This window comes from Caballeronia sp. INML1, assembly GCF_023631085.1.
GTDB lineage: Bacteria > Pseudomonadota > Gammaproteobacteria > Burkholderiales > Burkholderiaceae > Caballeronia > Caballeronia turbans.
This window is the reverse complement of the sequence record NZ_JALQDT010000049.1, coordinates 32,746-46,958: the sequence shown is the minus strand read 5'-3', so window position 1 is coordinate 46,958 and position 14,213 is coordinate 32,746. Positions and strand designations below refer to the sequence as shown.

General features: G+C 64.3%; 14 protein-coding genes. 6 read left to right on the top strand and 8 right to left on the bottom strand.

The window, feature by feature from the left end; all coding sequences use genetic code 11:
* Positions 1 to 59: 59 nt before the first annotated feature.
* Positions 60 to 524 carry an Lrp/AsnC family transcriptional regulator gene (locus tag NCR38_RS15485; protein WP_061118185.1) on the bottom strand — a complete coding sequence of 155 codons (465 nt, stop codon included), beginning with the start codon at positions 522 to 524 and terminating at the stop codon, positions 60 to 62.
* Between the two features lie 129 nt (positions 525 to 653).
* On the opposite strand from NCR38_RS15485, the gene NCR38_RS15480 reads away from it, so the two are divergent.
* Positions 654 to 1,280, top strand: a complete 627-nt coding sequence (locus NCR38_RS15480; RefSeq protein WP_061118186.1) for a LysE family translocator — start codon at positions 654 to 656, stop codon at positions 1,278 to 1,280.
* Between the two features lie 2 nt (positions 1,281 to 1,282).
* On the opposite strand, the gene NCR38_RS15475 is transcribed toward NCR38_RS15480, so the two are convergent.
* Positions 1,283 to 2,506 carry an ROK family transcriptional regulator gene (locus NCR38_RS15475; RefSeq protein WP_061118348.1) on the bottom strand — a complete coding sequence of 408 codons (1,224 nt, stop codon included), beginning with the start codon at positions 2,504 to 2,506 and terminating at the stop codon, positions 1,283 to 1,285.
* Between the two features lie 225 nt (positions 2,507 to 2,731).
* On the opposite strand from NCR38_RS15475, the gene NCR38_RS15470 reads away from it, so the two are divergent.
* On the top strand, positions 2,732 to 2,941 hold the full coding sequence (locus NCR38_RS15470; RefSeq protein ID WP_061118349.1) for a hypothetical protein: 210 nt from the start codon (positions 2,732 to 2,734) through the stop codon (positions 2,939 to 2,941).
* A 12-nt stretch (positions 2,942 to 2,953) separates the two neighbouring features.
* On the opposite strand, the gene NCR38_RS15465 is transcribed toward NCR38_RS15470, so the two are convergent.
* From NCR38_RS15465 to NCR38_RS15455, 3 genes are all read right to left on the bottom strand, one after another.
* Entirely contained in the window at positions 2,954 to 5,923 is a 2,970-nt protein-coding gene (locus NCR38_RS15465) for a bifunctional diguanylate cyclase/phosphodiesterase (protein ID WP_250477332.1), read from the bottom strand.
* Between the two features lie 156 nt (positions 5,924 to 6,079).
* On the bottom strand, positions 6,080 to 6,856 hold the full coding sequence (locus NCR38_RS15460; protein WP_061118188.1) for a hypothetical protein: 777 nt from the start codon (positions 6,854 to 6,856) through the stop codon (positions 6,080 to 6,082).
* 549 nt (positions 6,857 to 7,405) lie between these two features.
* Positions 7,406 to 7,828, bottom strand: coding sequence for a hypothetical protein (locus NCR38_RS15455; protein WP_014251177.1), 423 nt, complete (start codon positions 7,826 to 7,828; stop codon positions 7,406 to 7,408).
* A gap of 227 nt (positions 7,829 to 8,055) precedes the next feature.
* Here NCR38_RS15455 and NCR38_RS15450 point away from each other — a divergent pair, with 227 nt between their 5' ends.
* The gene (locus NCR38_RS15450; protein WP_086961036.1) at positions 8,056 to 9,357 is read left to right on the top strand and encodes an EAL domain-containing protein; all 1,302 of its coding nucleotides are present in this window, start codon (positions 8,056 to 8,058) and stop codon (positions 9,355 to 9,357) included.
* A gap of 3 nt (positions 9,358 to 9,360) precedes the next feature.
* Here NCR38_RS15450 and pip read toward each other — a convergent pair whose 3' ends face one another.
* Positions 9,361 to 10,350, bottom strand: coding sequence for a prolyl aminopeptidase (gene pip, locus NCR38_RS15445; RefSeq protein WP_061118189.1), 990 nt, complete (start codon positions 10,348 to 10,350; stop codon positions 9,361 to 9,363).
* Positions 10,351 to 10,507: 157 nt separating this feature from the next.
* Between pip and NCR38_RS15440 the strand changes: the two genes are divergently transcribed.
* The gene (locus NCR38_RS15440) at positions 10,508 to 11,221 is read left to right on the top strand and encodes a 1-acyl-sn-glycerol-3-phosphate acyltransferase (protein WP_061118190.1); all 714 of its coding nucleotides are present in this window, start codon (positions 10,508 to 10,510) and stop codon (positions 11,219 to 11,221) included.
* 7 nt (positions 11,222 to 11,228) lie between these two features.
* On the opposite strand, the gene NCR38_RS15435 is transcribed toward NCR38_RS15440, so the two are convergent.
* Both NCR38_RS15435 and pcaQ read right to left on the bottom strand, forming a co-directional pair.
* The gene (locus NCR38_RS15435; protein ID WP_250477331.1) at positions 11,229 to 11,597 is read right to left on the bottom strand and encodes a response regulator; all 369 of its coding nucleotides are present in this window, start codon (positions 11,595 to 11,597) and stop codon (positions 11,229 to 11,231) included.
* A 201-nt stretch (positions 11,598 to 11,798) separates the two neighbouring features.
* Complete coding sequence (gene pcaQ / locus NCR38_RS15430) at positions 11,799 to 12,737, bottom strand: pca operon transcription factor PcaQ (RefSeq protein ID WP_061118192.1); 939 nt, start codon at positions 12,735 to 12,737, stop codon at positions 11,799 to 11,801.
* Positions 12,738 to 12,852: 115 nt separating this feature from the next.
* On the opposite strand from pcaQ, the gene pcaH reads away from it, so the two are divergent.
* Together pcaH and pcaG are read left to right on the top strand one after the other, a co-directional pair.
* Complete coding sequence (gene pcaH / locus NCR38_RS15425) at positions 12,853 to 13,554, top strand: protocatechuate 3,4-dioxygenase subunit beta (RefSeq protein ID WP_061118193.1); 702 nt, start codon at positions 12,853 to 12,855, stop codon at positions 13,552 to 13,554.
* A gap of 6 nt (positions 13,555 to 13,560) precedes the next feature.
* Complete coding sequence (pcaG, locus tag NCR38_RS15420) at positions 13,561 to 14,169, top strand: protocatechuate 3,4-dioxygenase subunit alpha (protein ID WP_061118194.1); 609 nt, start codon at positions 13,561 to 13,563, stop codon at positions 14,167 to 14,169.
* The last annotated feature ends 44 nt before the right edge of the window (positions 14,170 to 14,213 follow it).

The window sequence follows — 14,213 nt, the reverse complement described above, 5'->3', positions numbered from 1 at the left end:
ATTAGGGGAATCCCGGAGCTATTCTCGCCGTGTTCGCCTCAGCCTTGTATAGACAATTATCAGGGCACGGGCACGCCGCTGTCGCGCTTCACCTCGCGCAGCGAGAGCATCGATTCGACGGCTGTCACGCCCGGCAAGGTTCGCAGGATGTCGCGCATGAAGACGCCGTATTCGTCGAGATCGCGCGCGATGATCTGGAGCAGATAATCCGCCGTCCCCGAGATGTTGTGACACGACACGATGCGCGGAATCCCCTGAATTTCGCGCTCGAAGCGATCCGACAGCGCGCGATCGTGCACGCTGAAGCGCACCTGCGCGAACGCGACGACGCCCAACTGGAGCGCCTTGCGTGACAGCACCGCGCGATAGCCGTCGATGTAGCCCTCGCTTTCCAGACGCTTGAGCCGGCGCGCGCACGGCGTCTCGCTCAGGCCGACGCGCTCGGCGAGTTTCGCGACAGGCATGCGGCCGTCCTGCTGAAGCGCGGCCAGCATGGCGCGGTCGATACGATCGATTTCGATCATGGAGCTTTCCCCTTCTTATTGATCCGATTCTAGGGGAAAGTCTCGCTTGATGACCATATCGGGAGTAAAAAAGCCAGAAAACGCTCCCTCCGAAGTGGCACGATATCGCCATCGAAACAGGAGCGCATCATGGTCTCGGCACACTTGCTATGGGTTTTCATCGGCGCGCTCGCGGTGGTGTATGCGCTGCCCGGACCGGACATGGCGCTCGTGCTTCAGACGAGCGGCACGCGCGGTTTGAGCCACGGTCTCGCCGTGGCCGGCGGACTCGCCACGGCGCGGGCGACGCATGTGACGCTATCGGCGCTCGGCGTCGCCGCGCTCTTGCGCAGCGCGCCGTGGCTTTACGACGGCGTGCGCATCGCGGGTGGTTTGTATCTCTCTTACGTGGCGATTCAGATTTTCCGATCGCCCGCGTTCGGGCTCGACGCGACGCCCGGTCAGGCGGCCGCATCCACGCTGCGTTCGGCCTACGCGAAGGGCATTCTGAGCAGCATTCTCAATCCGAAGGCGCTGCTGTTCTGCTCCGTGCTGCTGCCGCAATTCGTGCGGCCGCAGAGCGGTCCGGTCTGGTCGCAAGTGCTGGAACTGGGGGTCGTGCTGGTTGCGGTCGGCGTCCTGTTCGACCTCACGCTGGCGGCGGGCGCGGTGCGAATTTCCGGCTGGCTGCGCCGCCATCCGAAAGCGCAGACCGTGCAGCGCTGGACGTTCTCCGCCGCGCTGCTCGCGTTCGCCGCGCGGCTCTCACTGGACTGACCTCAGGCGTCGAGCGGCTTCAGAAAAAGCTCGTGCTTCGGCGCGAAATGCGCATAGAGCGGCAGGATCGCGCCGCCCATTGCGCGGGCGTCGGGGCCGATCTGCCCTTCGACGAGGCGCGGGCGCGTCATGCCTTGCCAGTCGAACGCGGCGAGCGCGTCGTCGGTGCGCCCGATGACCTCGCGCAGCAAGATCCGGTCGATTTCACCGTCGATCACCACGGCTTCGAGATCGAGCAGCGCCGCCGACGCTGCGATGCCCGTCGCGATCGCGGGACACGTCCCGCGCATCCACGCGTCCGATAGCGCGCGCAACGGCGGCGAACATGCGCGCTCGTCGTGCGCGGCGGCGGCCGGCGCGCCCGCCGCGACGAACGCCTTTTCGAGCACATACACCGACGCCTTGTCGAGCAGTTGCCCCGCGCGTCGTCCGTTGCCGTGGCTCATCAGCGGCAACGAGCCGATGGCGCCCGCGTTGCCGCTTGGGCCCGCGTGCAATCGGCCGTCGATCACGAGTCCGCCGCCGATGAATGTGCCGATGAAAACATAGAGGAAGTTGCGCAGCCCGCGTCCCTGGCCCATCACCAGTTCGGCGGCGCACGCGGCCGTCGTGTCCTTGGCGAACTCGACCGGCAGCGCCGTCATCGCTTCGATCCGTTCGCGGATGTCGATGTCGTCCCACGCCGCGAGCACATCGGGCGGCGTGTCGAAGAAGTCGCGCCAGCCGCCCAGCCACAACGGCGCCGCGACGCCGATGCCCGCGATCTTCCGTGCGCCGTCGCCGAGCGCGCCGATCGTGCGCGCGAGCCGCTCTTCCAGCGCGGGAAAGAGCGTATGCGGATCGGGATACGGATAGGCCAGCGTTTCGCGCGCGCGCACGTTGCCGGCGAAGTCCATCGACAGCACGTCGAGACTGCGCCGCCCCACTTTCACGCCGATGGAAAACGCGCCGTCCGCACGCAGGGAGATCGGCACCGACGGCTGACCGATGCGGCCGCGCACGCGCGCGCGCGGCTCTTTGGCGAGCAGGCCGTCCTCGATCAGATGATCGACGATCAGCGAGACCGTCTGCATCGACAGGCGCGTCATGCGCGCGATGTCGGCCTTGGGCAGCGCGCCGTGGAGCCGGATCGCCTGCAGGACGATGCGCTCGTTGAACTGGCGCATGCCGAGCTGATTCGAGCCGACGGAATGCGCCGAGGCTTTGCGCGCGGGCCGCTCAGACATCGGCTCGCGCCTCTCCGGGCAGCCGCGAGCGCCGGACATCGTTCATGTGTTCGTCCCCGTTCGATTAAATCCAGTCTTTTTATTTAGTAAAGACATCCGGGCCGATTTTATCAAGCGCCCGTTCATAGACCGGCCGCGCGATGCAGGCCGATTTTTTTCACGAATTTTTGGTCGGTTATGGTCGGCGAGATGGTCATCCCCGACACACACACGCCCGGCAAAAACATGAGCACACTCGAAGCCCTACACGCGATCGTCAAGGACGAGAACGCGCCGCAGATCATTCGCGATCACATCGTCGATTCGCTGCAGTTCGCGCTGCGCAATCACGCGGGCTATTTCACGCGCAAGGAGATTCAATGGCTCGCGCAATGGGACGACACGCGCATTCCGATTGCGGCGGCAAAGGTATTGAACGAGATGAAGACGGCCTGAGCCGTGCCGGGCTCAGTGCGTCCCTGAGGCACGCGCGTGCCATTCGTAGTCGAACACGTTCGCCTGTGCCGGCTCCGACAGGCCTTCGACGAAACTGATCACTTCCGGATCCTTCACGAAACTCGCGGCCGAGCTCGCCGCGAGAATCGCCGAGCTCTCCTGCGGCCGCGCGATCAGGAAGCCCTGCACGTAATCCACGCCGATCTCCTGCAACGCGCGCAAGGTATCGACGTCCTCGACCCACTCCGCGACGCTGCGCATGCCGAGATTGCGCGCGAGTGCGACGATCGCCTCGACGATCGCAATGTCCGCCGGATGCGCGCACATCGAGCGCACGAACTCGCCGTCGATCTTCAGCGCATCGGCGGATAGCGCCTTCAGATATTTGAACGACGTGTATCCCGCGCCGAAGTCGTCGAGCGCGATCTTGCCGCCCATGTCGTGCACGCGCGCGATGAAGCGCTGCGTGTTCTCCAGATCGTGCAGCGCGACGCTCTCCGTGATCTCGAGACACAGGTAATGCACGATCGACTGATGACGCGCGAAGAGCGCGAAGATGTCCTCCATGAACTGCTCGTCGTTCAGCGAGCCGCCCGACAGGTTCACGCAAATGAACTGCGTGTTGCCGAGCCGGTGCTGATGCGCCTCGATCCAGTCGAGCAGCGTCGAAATGACCCAGCGGTCGATCGCGGCGATATTGCCCGATTCCTCCGCCGCGACGATCACCTTGCCCGCGGGCAGTGTCGCGCCGTCGGGCGCGCGCATGCGCAACAGGACTTCGAAGTTGAGCGATTCGGTCGGCGCGGACAGCGACATGATCGGCTGCATCACGAGGAAAAGCCCCGGCGGAAGGCGATTGCGCCCGAGCGTCTCGACGAGCCTCAGTTCCTCCGCGCGCTCCTCGAATGCCGCCGCGCCCTTGCGATAGGTGACGAGATGCGTGTGCGCGACCTTCTTCGCTTCACGGCACGCGCGATCCGCGTGTGAAAGCGCGTCCTGCACGCGCACGCCCTGCGAGCATTCGACGAGACCGATCGACGCCTTCACCTGGAACGCGCGATTGCCGACCTGGTACGGCGCGTCGGAGAGAATCGAAATGAGCTCGCGGCATTGCGCGATGGCGTCTTCGATCGACGTGTCGTGCATCACGCAGACGAACTCGTCGCCGCCGATACGCCCGACCGGATAGCTGCGCGAGAAGTGCGCCCGTGTGCGCGCCGCGACCTGGCGCAGCACTTCGTCGCCGCTGCGATGGCCGAAGAGATCGTTGACGAGCTTGAAGCGGTCGAGGTCGACATACGCGAGCGCCCACGGGAGCGTCTCTTCGCTCTGCGCGGAAATCGCCTTCTCTACGCCGCGGCGATTCAGCGAGCCCGTCAGCGAATCGTGCTCCGCGAGAAAACGCAGCCGCTCGACGGCCTTCGAACGTTCCGTCGTGTCCTGCAGCGAGCCTTCGATCCATCCGTTCGAGCGGATGGCTTTCAGCAAGTAGCGTCGTTCGCCGGTGCCGCGCTCGGGCGAACCGCCCATTTCGAGTTCGCCGTCGCTGCCCTTCGAGGCCAGCGCCTGCAACGCGCCCCACGCGCCCGCCTCGAAATAGTCGTTCCAATGGCGCGCCTTGTAGTCGCTCTTTTGCAGATCGAGCATCGCGCGCAACGCGGGATTGGCGCGCACGAAGTGACCGTCGGCATCGAGCGTGAAGAGGCCGATCGGCGTGACTTCGTAGGTGTTGCGCAATTCCATCTGCGCCTGACGGCGGAAATCGCGTTCGGCGCGCATCTGCTCGGCGATCGCGAAGGCCGCCATCATGCTCGACGACAGCGCGGCCATCACCGTATTGACGCCGCCGACGAGCACCTTCAGGCCGAAGGCCGCGCCGAGCACTTCGGAGAACGTCGAGAACAGCACGACGCCGAGCGACGCGACATACCAGAGCACGGTGCGCGAGCGCGCCATCCACACGAGCCGCGCGAGGAAAAACAGCAGCACGCAGATGCCGAACCCCGCGATGATCCAGAGCGTCGGAATGAAAAGCGCATACGGCAGTGCGAACGCGGCCGCCAGCAAGACAATGCCGACATACTGGATCACGCGCAGCAGCCAGCGATAGCCGACTACGCGCAACTCGCGCCGGAAAAGCTGCTGGAAGAGCGCGGCCGTCAGCAAGTAATAGGCGGCGAAGGTAAACTGTCGCAACGGCTGCATGAATTCCGACGGCAGCACGCGGCCGAGCCATTGCATGTCCCAGCCCATCGCGTTCGCGCAGAGCCGCAGATTGCCGACGAGCCACACGGCGAAAATCACATACGTCCATTCCTGATTGATGAGCGCCGTGACGAAGACGAACACCGCGAGCGTCAGCAAACCACCGGCGATCAGCCCCGAACTCTCCTGGAAATCGAGCGCCGAACTGCGCAGGCCCTGCCATTCCCACGCGTACGCATTGATCTGCGCAGGACCGGAAAAGGTGCCCCGGCACAGAACGTTCTCCGCCTGTCTGATACGGCCGACCTGTATGAAGAAGCCCGCCTTCACCGTGCGAATCTCGCCGCTCACGCTGTCGCGGTCCGCCTGGCCGAGCAGCGCGAGCGTGCTCGCGTTCCAGCAGGCAAGCGTTTGCGCATGGCGCGATGGCAATTCGACGACCGTCGATGATTCCGCGCTCATGCTAGGCGTTGTGAAGCTGAACCAGATTGGCTTTTCGGACAGACGCGTGCTGTAGCGCGAAACGGGCGCAGCGCCTTGCAGCGCGTCGAGCGCCTCGGCGGGTGTGGTGATGCCGCCGTTATCGGCGACGACACGCAGCGCGAGAGGGACCGCGCCGCGTGTTTCATATTGACGCGGCAGGAAGTAAAGCGTCGCGATCGTACCGAGCAAAATCAGGATCGGCACGGCATAAACGGCGACCGCGTACAGCGCGTCGTCGATCCACGAGCCCGTGCGTCTGAATCTCGATAAGGAAGCTGGAATAACCGACGCCATACCTGGAAAAACCCCCGTTTGCGCGCAGCGAGAAATGCGCCGGCGCAGACAGCGGCGGAGCGCGAAGGATCCCCGCGCACCACCGCTTTTGGCCTACCGGACCGCTCCTTGATCCGGTTATTCGCTTTTACCTTCCTGGATACGATCGTGCCTTTCTCACCTGCCGTAAGCCATCAGCGGAGCTTCAGGGCATCGTACCGGTTCCCAGTCAAAAGATAAATCTACAGAATGCAAATCGATGTCGGGATGATGCGTGTGCACCATGTAATTGAAGAGCGGATGACGGGCTTCTTCCCAGCGCTGGCGCGCAGCGGCGACGTCTTTCGCCAGCACCCGATGCGGCAGGCCGCCGACATGGGACATCGGCAGAAATTCGCCCGCGCCGAAAACATCCTTGAAGAGCATCGCCTCATACTCCCGATCCAGCGGCGTACGCGCCGTAATCACCATGTAATCGATCTCGTGCAATTCGCAGAACATCCAGAGCGCCTTGCACAATGCCACCTTGACCACCCGGCCCACCATCCCGCCCGCGACGCCGAGACGCGTCGCTTCGGCGAGGCGGCTCGTCGCCAGATGCTCGGGCAGACGCACCGACTGCTCGACGGCGAGCGGACCATAGGCATTGGTCTGAATGCGCATGGTGCCGAGCGGTGCGCCGTCCAGCTTGGATTCAGCCAGAAGCACGGCCGTCCCGCGATCGTGATCCGAGGACTCGATCGTCATCTTTTCGGCGAATTCGGGCAGATGCCGCCCATAGGCCGAACGTCTGATGCTCACGGCTTTTTGCAATCCGGCATCGTCACGGACGATACGGATAGTAAACGGCATACGCTCGCTTTTCTGAAGTGCGGGCACGACCGTGAGAGCTGGGCGAACCGCCGGTTCGGATTGGTTAGCGGCGGCGTTCTTGGCAAGGTTCAGACGTTCCATTTGTAAACCCCATTTTTTCTTGGCGATTGAAAAGATGCCGCGTGTTGAGGACGTTTATTGGAGGGTTCCCTACACGGGCAAAACGAGCCTCTCACGAAGTCGAAAAACGGGGTGCGCGCTTGCTACTGTTTCTCAGCAACTTTCAGGCTAAAGCTGTGGAAGAAAGCTTCTAATCGACGAAAAAGCCCATCGCCGGTAGCCGCCGCAAACCATATACGCATATGCCGTGAGCGAATATGCGAGCCCGATGAGGGTGAAAGAACGAGGGCGAGCAGCCACCAATCGACGCGAGAGGCAATCAGGAGAATAGCCTTCGCCGAACCGCCGCGGAGCATCGCGTAAACGCTGGAAAACACTTATAAAAAGGGGTTCGGTAACGTTTGCTTACATTTTTTCTTCGCACAATGTGCGAAATCGGGAAAGCGCAGAGATTGGGATTCGGAAGCCCGAAATGTGAAACGAAAAGCGGGCGTTCTTTTGGAAGAACGCCCGCCCTATCACGACATAATCATGTCGACTGCGTGAATTCCGCTGAAGCGGATTAAAAATTCAGTCGTCTTCGTCGAGCCACGGGATGTCGACATCGGTTATGAAAGCCACCATCGCGAGCGGACGGCCTTCCTGTCGCCCGATATTGCCGTCGGCGCGTTGCCACTCGCAGCGAAAGATCGTCGCGGGGGTATCGGCAAGCAGCGTGATCGTGCGGATCTCGTCCGGATCGTTTTCTTCGACCGGTCCATCGAGCGACACCAGCAATTGCTGAGGCCACACGCCGTCGGCGGGATCGTAAATCTTGTCGCCATCGTGAATGACGACGTGCGCCTCGACGCCGATGGTCGCCGATGCTTCCACGATCATCTTGCCGAGCGCGCGCAGCACGGCGGTGGCGCGGCCCGAGTTGGCCTGGCGGATCGCGAGATCGCCGCGTGTCAGCGCCTGCTCGAGTTTGGGATTGGTTTTCTGTTGCGCCATATCTCTCTCTAGGGGTTCGTTGCAACTTTCGACGAGTGCGGCCCGGCTTAAGTTGCAGGCGGATCGTAGCACCGCACCAACAAAGATAGGACGCGCGGGCCCCGGCGGCAAACCGCCGACGCATGGACCGATTCGATGCTCAAGTTTGCGCACGACCGGCCGATATTGCGCTCATCCCCACCGAAACGCGTGACTGCCGTGCCGTTCATCGACCTGACTGCTCCCTCGTGCGTTCGTCTGCCGGCGCGCGCTTCCCGTACGCCCTCGCCGGGCGCCGCGCGGCGCCCGGCCTCCACGTCCGCCTGAACGTGCTGACCCGACAGACGGAGGTCGTCGACGGCATCGCGCTGCGCACGCATCTGCAACCGATCTACAGCCTGCCGCATCAACGGGAGGTGGGCTACGAGGCGCTGTTGCGCGGCGAGACGGGCGGCGGCGCGCTCGTCGGACCGTTCGATCTCTTCGGGCGCGCGATCGTGGCGGGCAAGCTGACCGAACTCGACCGCATGAGCCATCTCGCGCATCTGCGCAATGCGGCGGCCATGCTGCCCGCCGCGCAGTGGCTCTTCATCAACATCAACCCGGCGACCTTCACGAAACCGGGCTATGCCGCGCGGCTCGCTTCGGCCACGCGCGAAGCGGGTCTCGCGCCCGAGCGGCTCGTGATCGAAGTGCTGGAGTCGGGCGGCACGGACGTCGAGGACATCTCGCGCGCGACGCGCGCGTTTCGCGCGCAGGGCTTTCTTGTCGCGGTGGACGATTTCGGCGCGGGGCACTCCAACATCGACCGGCTGATCACGCTGCGGCCGGACATCGTGAAGCTCGATCGCAGTCTCGTGCGGGCCAGAAGCGCACACATGCGCGACGCGCTGATGCCGAAGCTCGTCGACCTTCTGCACGAGTCGGGGATGTTCGTGGTCGCCGAAGGCATCGAGACGGGCGAGGATCTGATGCTCGCCGCGCGCTCGAACGTGGATTTCGTGCAGGGCTATCTGTTCGGCATGCCGTCGGCGCAACTCGCCGAACGGGGCGCGGCCACGCCGCTTTTCGAAGACGTGTTCGATGCGCTCGCGCAGATGCGCCGCACCGAGCGCCTCGCGGGCGATCTGCTTCTGTTGCCCTATCGCGCGGGACTCACGCAGGCCGCACGGCGCTTCGCCTCCGGCGCGACGACCGAATCCGCCTGCGCCGATCTGCTCGCGCTGCCCTGCACGCTCAGTTGCTTCTTCCTCGATCAGAACGGACGCGAGTTCCTGCCCGGGCTAGCGGGCGCGGCCGCGATTGCACCGAGCGAGCGCTTCGCGCCGATCGCCGATCCGTCGACCGGACGCTGGGACAATCGCCCGTACTTCGTCGATGCGCACGCGAAACCGCAGCAGGTGGTGACGAGCGCGCCTTATCTCTCCGTGACGGGGACGTCGCTGTGCGTAACGCTTACGGTCGCGATGCAGCGCGCCGGCAAGCCGGTCGTGATCGGCGCGGACCTGGACTGGCGCAGGCTGAGCCAGGCGGCGCCCTCGGTCTTCTGAGCCTCAGGCGGCGGCGCTTTTCACTTGCGCGATCGAACTGGCAAGCGCCGCCGCGCCTGCGCGCAATGCCGCGAGATTGCCCGGCTCGAACGTCCAGTGCCCCGCCGCATTCACGACGGCCAGCTCCGCGCCGGGCCAGCGCGCGGCAAGGTCCACGGCCTGATCGGCCGGGCACACCATGTCGAAGCGTCCATGCACGATCCGGCAAGGCAGATGCGCGATGCGCACGACGAGCGGCAACAGCGGCGCCGGCGGCAGCTCGTTCGCCATGTAGTGACGCTCGAGGAGCGCCATTGAAATGGCGGCGGCGTTGGCTTCCGCGCTCGGGCGCTTCTCTTCCTCGGCGGGTTCCTTCTCCGGCTTGTTGACGACGGACAGCGTCGTCTCGTATTGCGTCCACGCGCGCGCGAGCCGTGTGCCGGCCTCGTCGAAGCGCGCGAGCGGCGCTTCGGTCATCTGCAGGATCTCGTGCGCGTTCGCGGGACGCTTGCCGCACGCGGCCTCGATCGCATCGAGAAACGCGCGATGCGCCTCGGGAAAGACGCGCCGCACGTCCCACAGGAACCAGTCGATGTCCTCGCGCCGCGCGAGAAAAACGCCGCGCAGCAGGAAGCCCGTGCAACGCTGCGGATGCGCAACGCCGTATGCGAGCCCGAGCGTCGTGCCCCACGAGCCGCCGAAAATCGCCCATTGCTCGATCTTCAACGCGACGCGCAGCTTTTCCATGTCGCCGACGAGCGCGTCGATGCCGTTCGCCTCGAGCCTGCCGAACGGCGTGGACTTGCCGCAGCCGCGCTGATCGAAGAACACGACGCGCCACTTGTCCGCTTCGAGCACCTCGGCCCACTTCACGTTCATCGCGCCGCCGGGGCCGCCGTGCACGACAAGCATCACGGGCGCCTCGCGCGGGCCCTGCGCGCGCCAGTAGATCGAATGACCGTCGCCCACGTCGAGCATGCCTTCGTCGAACTGCACCGGCGATTGATTGTCCATTGCGCTTTATCCTTGCTGAATGTGTTTCGTCGGGGTCCATTGTTGCATCGGTTCGATGACACCGGATGACGCGCGATGCCCGTCCGGCGCATTTCGCCCGATACGCTATGCTTGCGGATTCCCGCCGTTCGTCATTCCCGTCATCTCACGAATCCCGATGCGACGCACCTTCGTCAAGTGGCTCTTTGCAACCTATTTGCTCGGCAGCGGCATCGTCTGGTCGATTCTGATCCTGCCATTGTTTCCGTTCGTCGGCCGCAACGGGCGTTACTGGCTCGCGAAGCTCTGGTGCCGCGCGATGGTCGGGATGATGCGCGTCATCACCGGCGTCACGTGCTCGATCGAAGGACTGGAGCATCTGCCCGACGGGCCGTGCATCATCCTGTCGCGACACGAATCGACCTGGGAGACGCTCTCGTTCATGGCGCTCTTTCCCCGGCGCATCAGTTTCGTGTTCAAGCACGAACTCATGAATATTCCGTTCTTCGGCTGGGTGCTGCGCGGCCTCGACATGGTGAGCCTCGACCGCGGATCGATCCGCCAGGCGCACGCCGCCGTGACGCGCGAGTGCGCCGCGCGGCTGAAGAAAGGCGATTCGGTGGTGATCTTTCCGGAAGGCACGCGCGTCGCGCACGATGCGCCGCTCAAGCTCGCATCGGGCGGCGTGCGCCTCGCCTGCGCGACGAAGGTGCCGGTCGTGCCCGTCGTGCATGACGCGGGCAAGGTCTGGCCGGCGAAGGGCTGGCCGGATCGCGGCGGGCATATCCGCGTCATCGTCACGCCTTGTCTGCCGCTCGATTGCGAGATTCCACAGGAGTTGAACCGCCTCGCGCAGTCCCAGATGGATGAGGCGCTGGCGGAATTGCGTTGAACGACGCTCAATACAGAGGCCGCTTCTTCGCGGCGCACAGGCGATTGACAGCGGAAATCAGCGTCTCCATGTCGACGGGCTTGCGCAGATAGCCGTCGTAGCTGACGAAAGCCGGCGGATTCGGATGCCCCGAAATCATCAGAAAGGGAATGTGCGCGAGCGCCGCGTCGTTCTTCATTGTCTGGCAGAGCAGCGCGCCGCCGAGGCCGGGCATCATCCAGTCGGACACGACGATGTCCACCCGCTCTTCCCCGAGTATCGTCAACGCGCCGTTGCCGTCGAACGCGCATAAGACGGTGCAGTCCTCGCCTTGCATGCAGAGGGTCCAGGCTTCGATGGTGGCGGGGTCGTCGTCGACGAGCAGTACGGTCTTCATCTTGCGAACATGTTCGAGTGCGGCGTGTGTGTGCGATGGGGTGTCCACGGCGGAGGCGGCGAACAACCTCGGATGTGACCGCCGCCATCGGCGTTTGTTGCAGTCACTTCGTACTGCCGCTTTCGTCATAGTATTTCTTCCGCGCGAAATCTGCGCGGTAAATGCTGCCTCAGCAACTTGCGCGCCGCCCGGCGTCGCCGGTCATTTGCTCCCGGCGCGCGATCGGCCGGCTTCGCGCAACGCATCGACGAGCGTTTCTTCCACCGGCGTGCGCGCGGCGTCGTTGCGGCGAATCAGGCCGATGGGCTCGTCGGTGCCGGCGAAGGGCATCGGCAACGCGGCGAGCAGCCCGAGTGCGATGTCCTGCTCCACCGCGCCGGCGGGCACGAACCACACCGCGTCGTTGTTCATCGCGAGCGAGCGCCCGAGCGACACCGACAAGGTTTCGACGAGCGCCGTCAGCGCATGCGCGCCGAACGCCGTCAGCACGCTTTCAGCCGATTGACGAATCAACGTGCCGAACGGCGGCACGACGATCACGAAGCGCGCGAGCAAGGCGGGCGTGAGCGGCGTCTCGAGCGTCAGCGGATGCTCGCGGCGCACGACCACGGCGAGCGGCTCGCGATAGATCTGCTCGAAGGACAGCCCGTGCATCGCCTCCGGCTCCGACAGCCGCCCGACGACGAGATCGACGTCGCCCGCCTTGAGCTTCTCCAGGAGGAGCGCGTTGGAATCCGTCCAGACGGACAGCGACACCGCCGGCCACTGTTGCCGGAACGACATCAGCGCGGGCGAGAGCAGCACGGGCGCGACCGTCGGCAAGATGCCGATTGCAATGGACCCGGGCATGTCGCCGCGTTCGCGCAAGAGCATGTCGACGCCCTCCCGCAAGGACGCGACACACGCGCTCGCGTGCGGCGCGAAGAGCCGCCCCTCGCGCGTGGGCACCGCGCCGCGCCGCCCGCGCTCGAAGAGCCGTACGCCTAGAATGGATTCGAGTTCTCCGATTGTCTTGGAGACTGCGGGCTGCGTGATCGACAAGCTGTCGGCGGCGCGCTGCACGCTGCCGAGCTGCGTGACGGCAAGAAAACACTGCAGATGCCGGAACTTGACGCGGGTGTTGGTGAAGTCGGTATCCATGACGATCCGTTATGCAAGATGGCACGAAACATCATTTTCCATAACTTGCGTCGTTCTATAAAGTAGCCGTCAGAAACATCCTATTCAACTTCCACAAATACAGGAGACAGTCGACATGACCTCCCCCATCCTCACACCGCGCGATTGGGAATCCCATCCCGCGTATCTGTCGCCGGGCTACAAGTCGTCGATCCTGCGCAGCCCGGGCTTGCCGCTCATTGCGCTGAAGGAAAATCTGCGCAACCGACGTGTGCCGGTCTACGGTGCTGACGATCTGGGCGTGCTCGACAACGATCTCACCCGCAACGCCGCCAAGAACGGCGAACCGCTCGGCGAGCGCATCATCGTGACGGGGCGGGTGCTCGACGAGGGCGGCCGTCCGGTGCGCAACACGCTCGTGGAAGTGTGGCAGGCGAACGCCGCGGGCCGCTATGTCCACAAGGCCGACCAGCACGACGCGCCGCTCGACCCGAACTTCCTCGGCGCGGGCCGCTGCCTGACCGACGACGAAGGCCGCTATCGCTTCATGACGATCAAGCCGGGTGCGTATCCGTGGGGCAATCACCCGAACGCGTGGCGTCCGCAACACATCCACTTCTCGCTCTTCGGCGAATACTTCGGCTCGCGCCTCGTCACGCAGATGTACTTTCCCGGCGATCCGCTGCTCGACCTCGATCCGATCTACCAGGGCATTCCCGAGCATGCACGCGAGCGTCTCGTCTCTTCCTTCTCGATCGACACGACGCAGGAAAACTACGCGCTCGGCTACGAATTCAACATCGTGCTGCGCGGCCCGGATCAAACGCCGACGGAGTAACCGAACATGACCACGCTGAAACAGACCCCTTCGCAGACCGTCGGACCGTACTTCGCTTACGGCCTGGTTCCCGAGCAATACAACTTCGATCTGAAGAGCCTCTTCACCGCATCGGCGGCGGATCGTGAAGTGCCGGGCGAGCATATCGCCGTCGTCGGCAATGTCTTCGACGCCGAAGGCAAGCCCGTCAACGACGCGCTGATCGAAGTCGCCCAGGCCGATGCGAACGGCCGCTATGTGCAGAACGTGCAGGAAGCGCGCGAATCGGGCTTCCGCGGCTTTGCCCGCGTGGGCACGGGCACGGATCCGAAGCTGCGCTTCATCGTCGATACGGTGAAGCCGGGCGCGACCGCCGATGACTCCGCACCGCATCTCGACGTCATCGTGCTGATGCGCGGCATGCTGCTGCATGCGTACACGCGCATCTACTTCGAGGACGAAACCGAAGCCAATGCGAAGGACGCCGTGCTGCAGAGCGTGCCGGCCGAGCGCCGTCATACGCTGATCGCGAAGCGCGAGGCGGGCGCGTCGGGCAAGCCGGGTTCGTCGGGCACGATCTATCGTTTCGACATCCATCTGCGCGGCCCGAACGAGACCGTATTCTTCGATCTGTAAAGTTTCTCGCAGCAGTTGTTTGAAACGAAAGGCGTCCGGCACTG

What these genes read in the sequence shown, in the direction of transcription:
- NCR38_RS15485 (WP_061118185.1), bottom strand. Translation starts at nt 524, where the DNA reads ATGATCGAAATCGATCGTATCGACCGCGCCATGCTGGCCGCGCTTCAG.
- NCR38_RS15480 (WP_061118186.1), top strand. Translation starts at nt 654, where the DNA reads ATGGTCTCGGCACACTTGCTATGGGTTTTCATCGGCGCGCTCGCGGTG.
- NCR38_RS15475 (WP_061118348.1), bottom strand. Translation starts at nt 2,506, where the DNA reads ATGTCTGAGCGGCCCGCGCGCAAAGCCTCGGCGCATTCCGTCGGCTCG.
- NCR38_RS15470 (WP_061118349.1), top strand. Translation starts at nt 2,732, where the DNA reads ATGAGCACACTCGAAGCCCTACACGCGATCGTCAAGGACGAGAACGCG.
- NCR38_RS15465 (WP_250477332.1), bottom strand. Translation starts at nt 5,923, where the DNA reads ATGGCGTCGGTTATTCCAGCTTCCTTATCGAGATTCAGACGCACGGGC.
- NCR38_RS15460 (WP_061118188.1), bottom strand. Translation starts at nt 6,856, where the DNA reads ATGGAACGTCTGAACCTTGCCAAGAACGCCGCCGCTAACCAATCCGAA.
- NCR38_RS15455 (WP_014251177.1), bottom strand. Translation starts at nt 7,828, where the DNA reads ATGGCGCAACAGAAAACCAATCCCAAACTCGAGCAGGCGCTGACACGC.
- pip (WP_061118189.1), bottom strand. Translation starts at nt 10,350, where the DNA reads ATGGACAATCAATCGCCGGTGCAGTTCGACGAAGGCATGCTCGACGTG.
- NCR38_RS15440 (WP_061118190.1), top strand. Translation starts at nt 10,508, where the DNA reads ATGCGACGCACCTTCGTCAAGTGGCTCTTTGCAACCTATTTGCTCGGC.
- NCR38_RS15435 (WP_250477331.1), bottom strand. Translation starts at nt 11,597, where the DNA reads ATGAAGACCGTACTGCTCGTCGACGACGACCCCGCCACCATCGAAGCC.
- pcaQ (WP_061118192.1), bottom strand. Translation starts at nt 12,737, where the DNA reads ATGGATACCGACTTCACCAACACCCGCGTCAAGTTCCGGCATCTGCAG.
- pcaH (WP_061118193.1), top strand. Translation starts at nt 12,853, where the DNA reads ATGACCTCCCCCATCCTCACACCGCGCGATTGGGAATCCCATCCCGCG.
- pcaG (WP_061118194.1), top strand. Translation starts at nt 13,561, where the DNA reads ATGACCACGCTGAAACAGACCCCTTCGCAGACCGTCGGACCGTACTTC.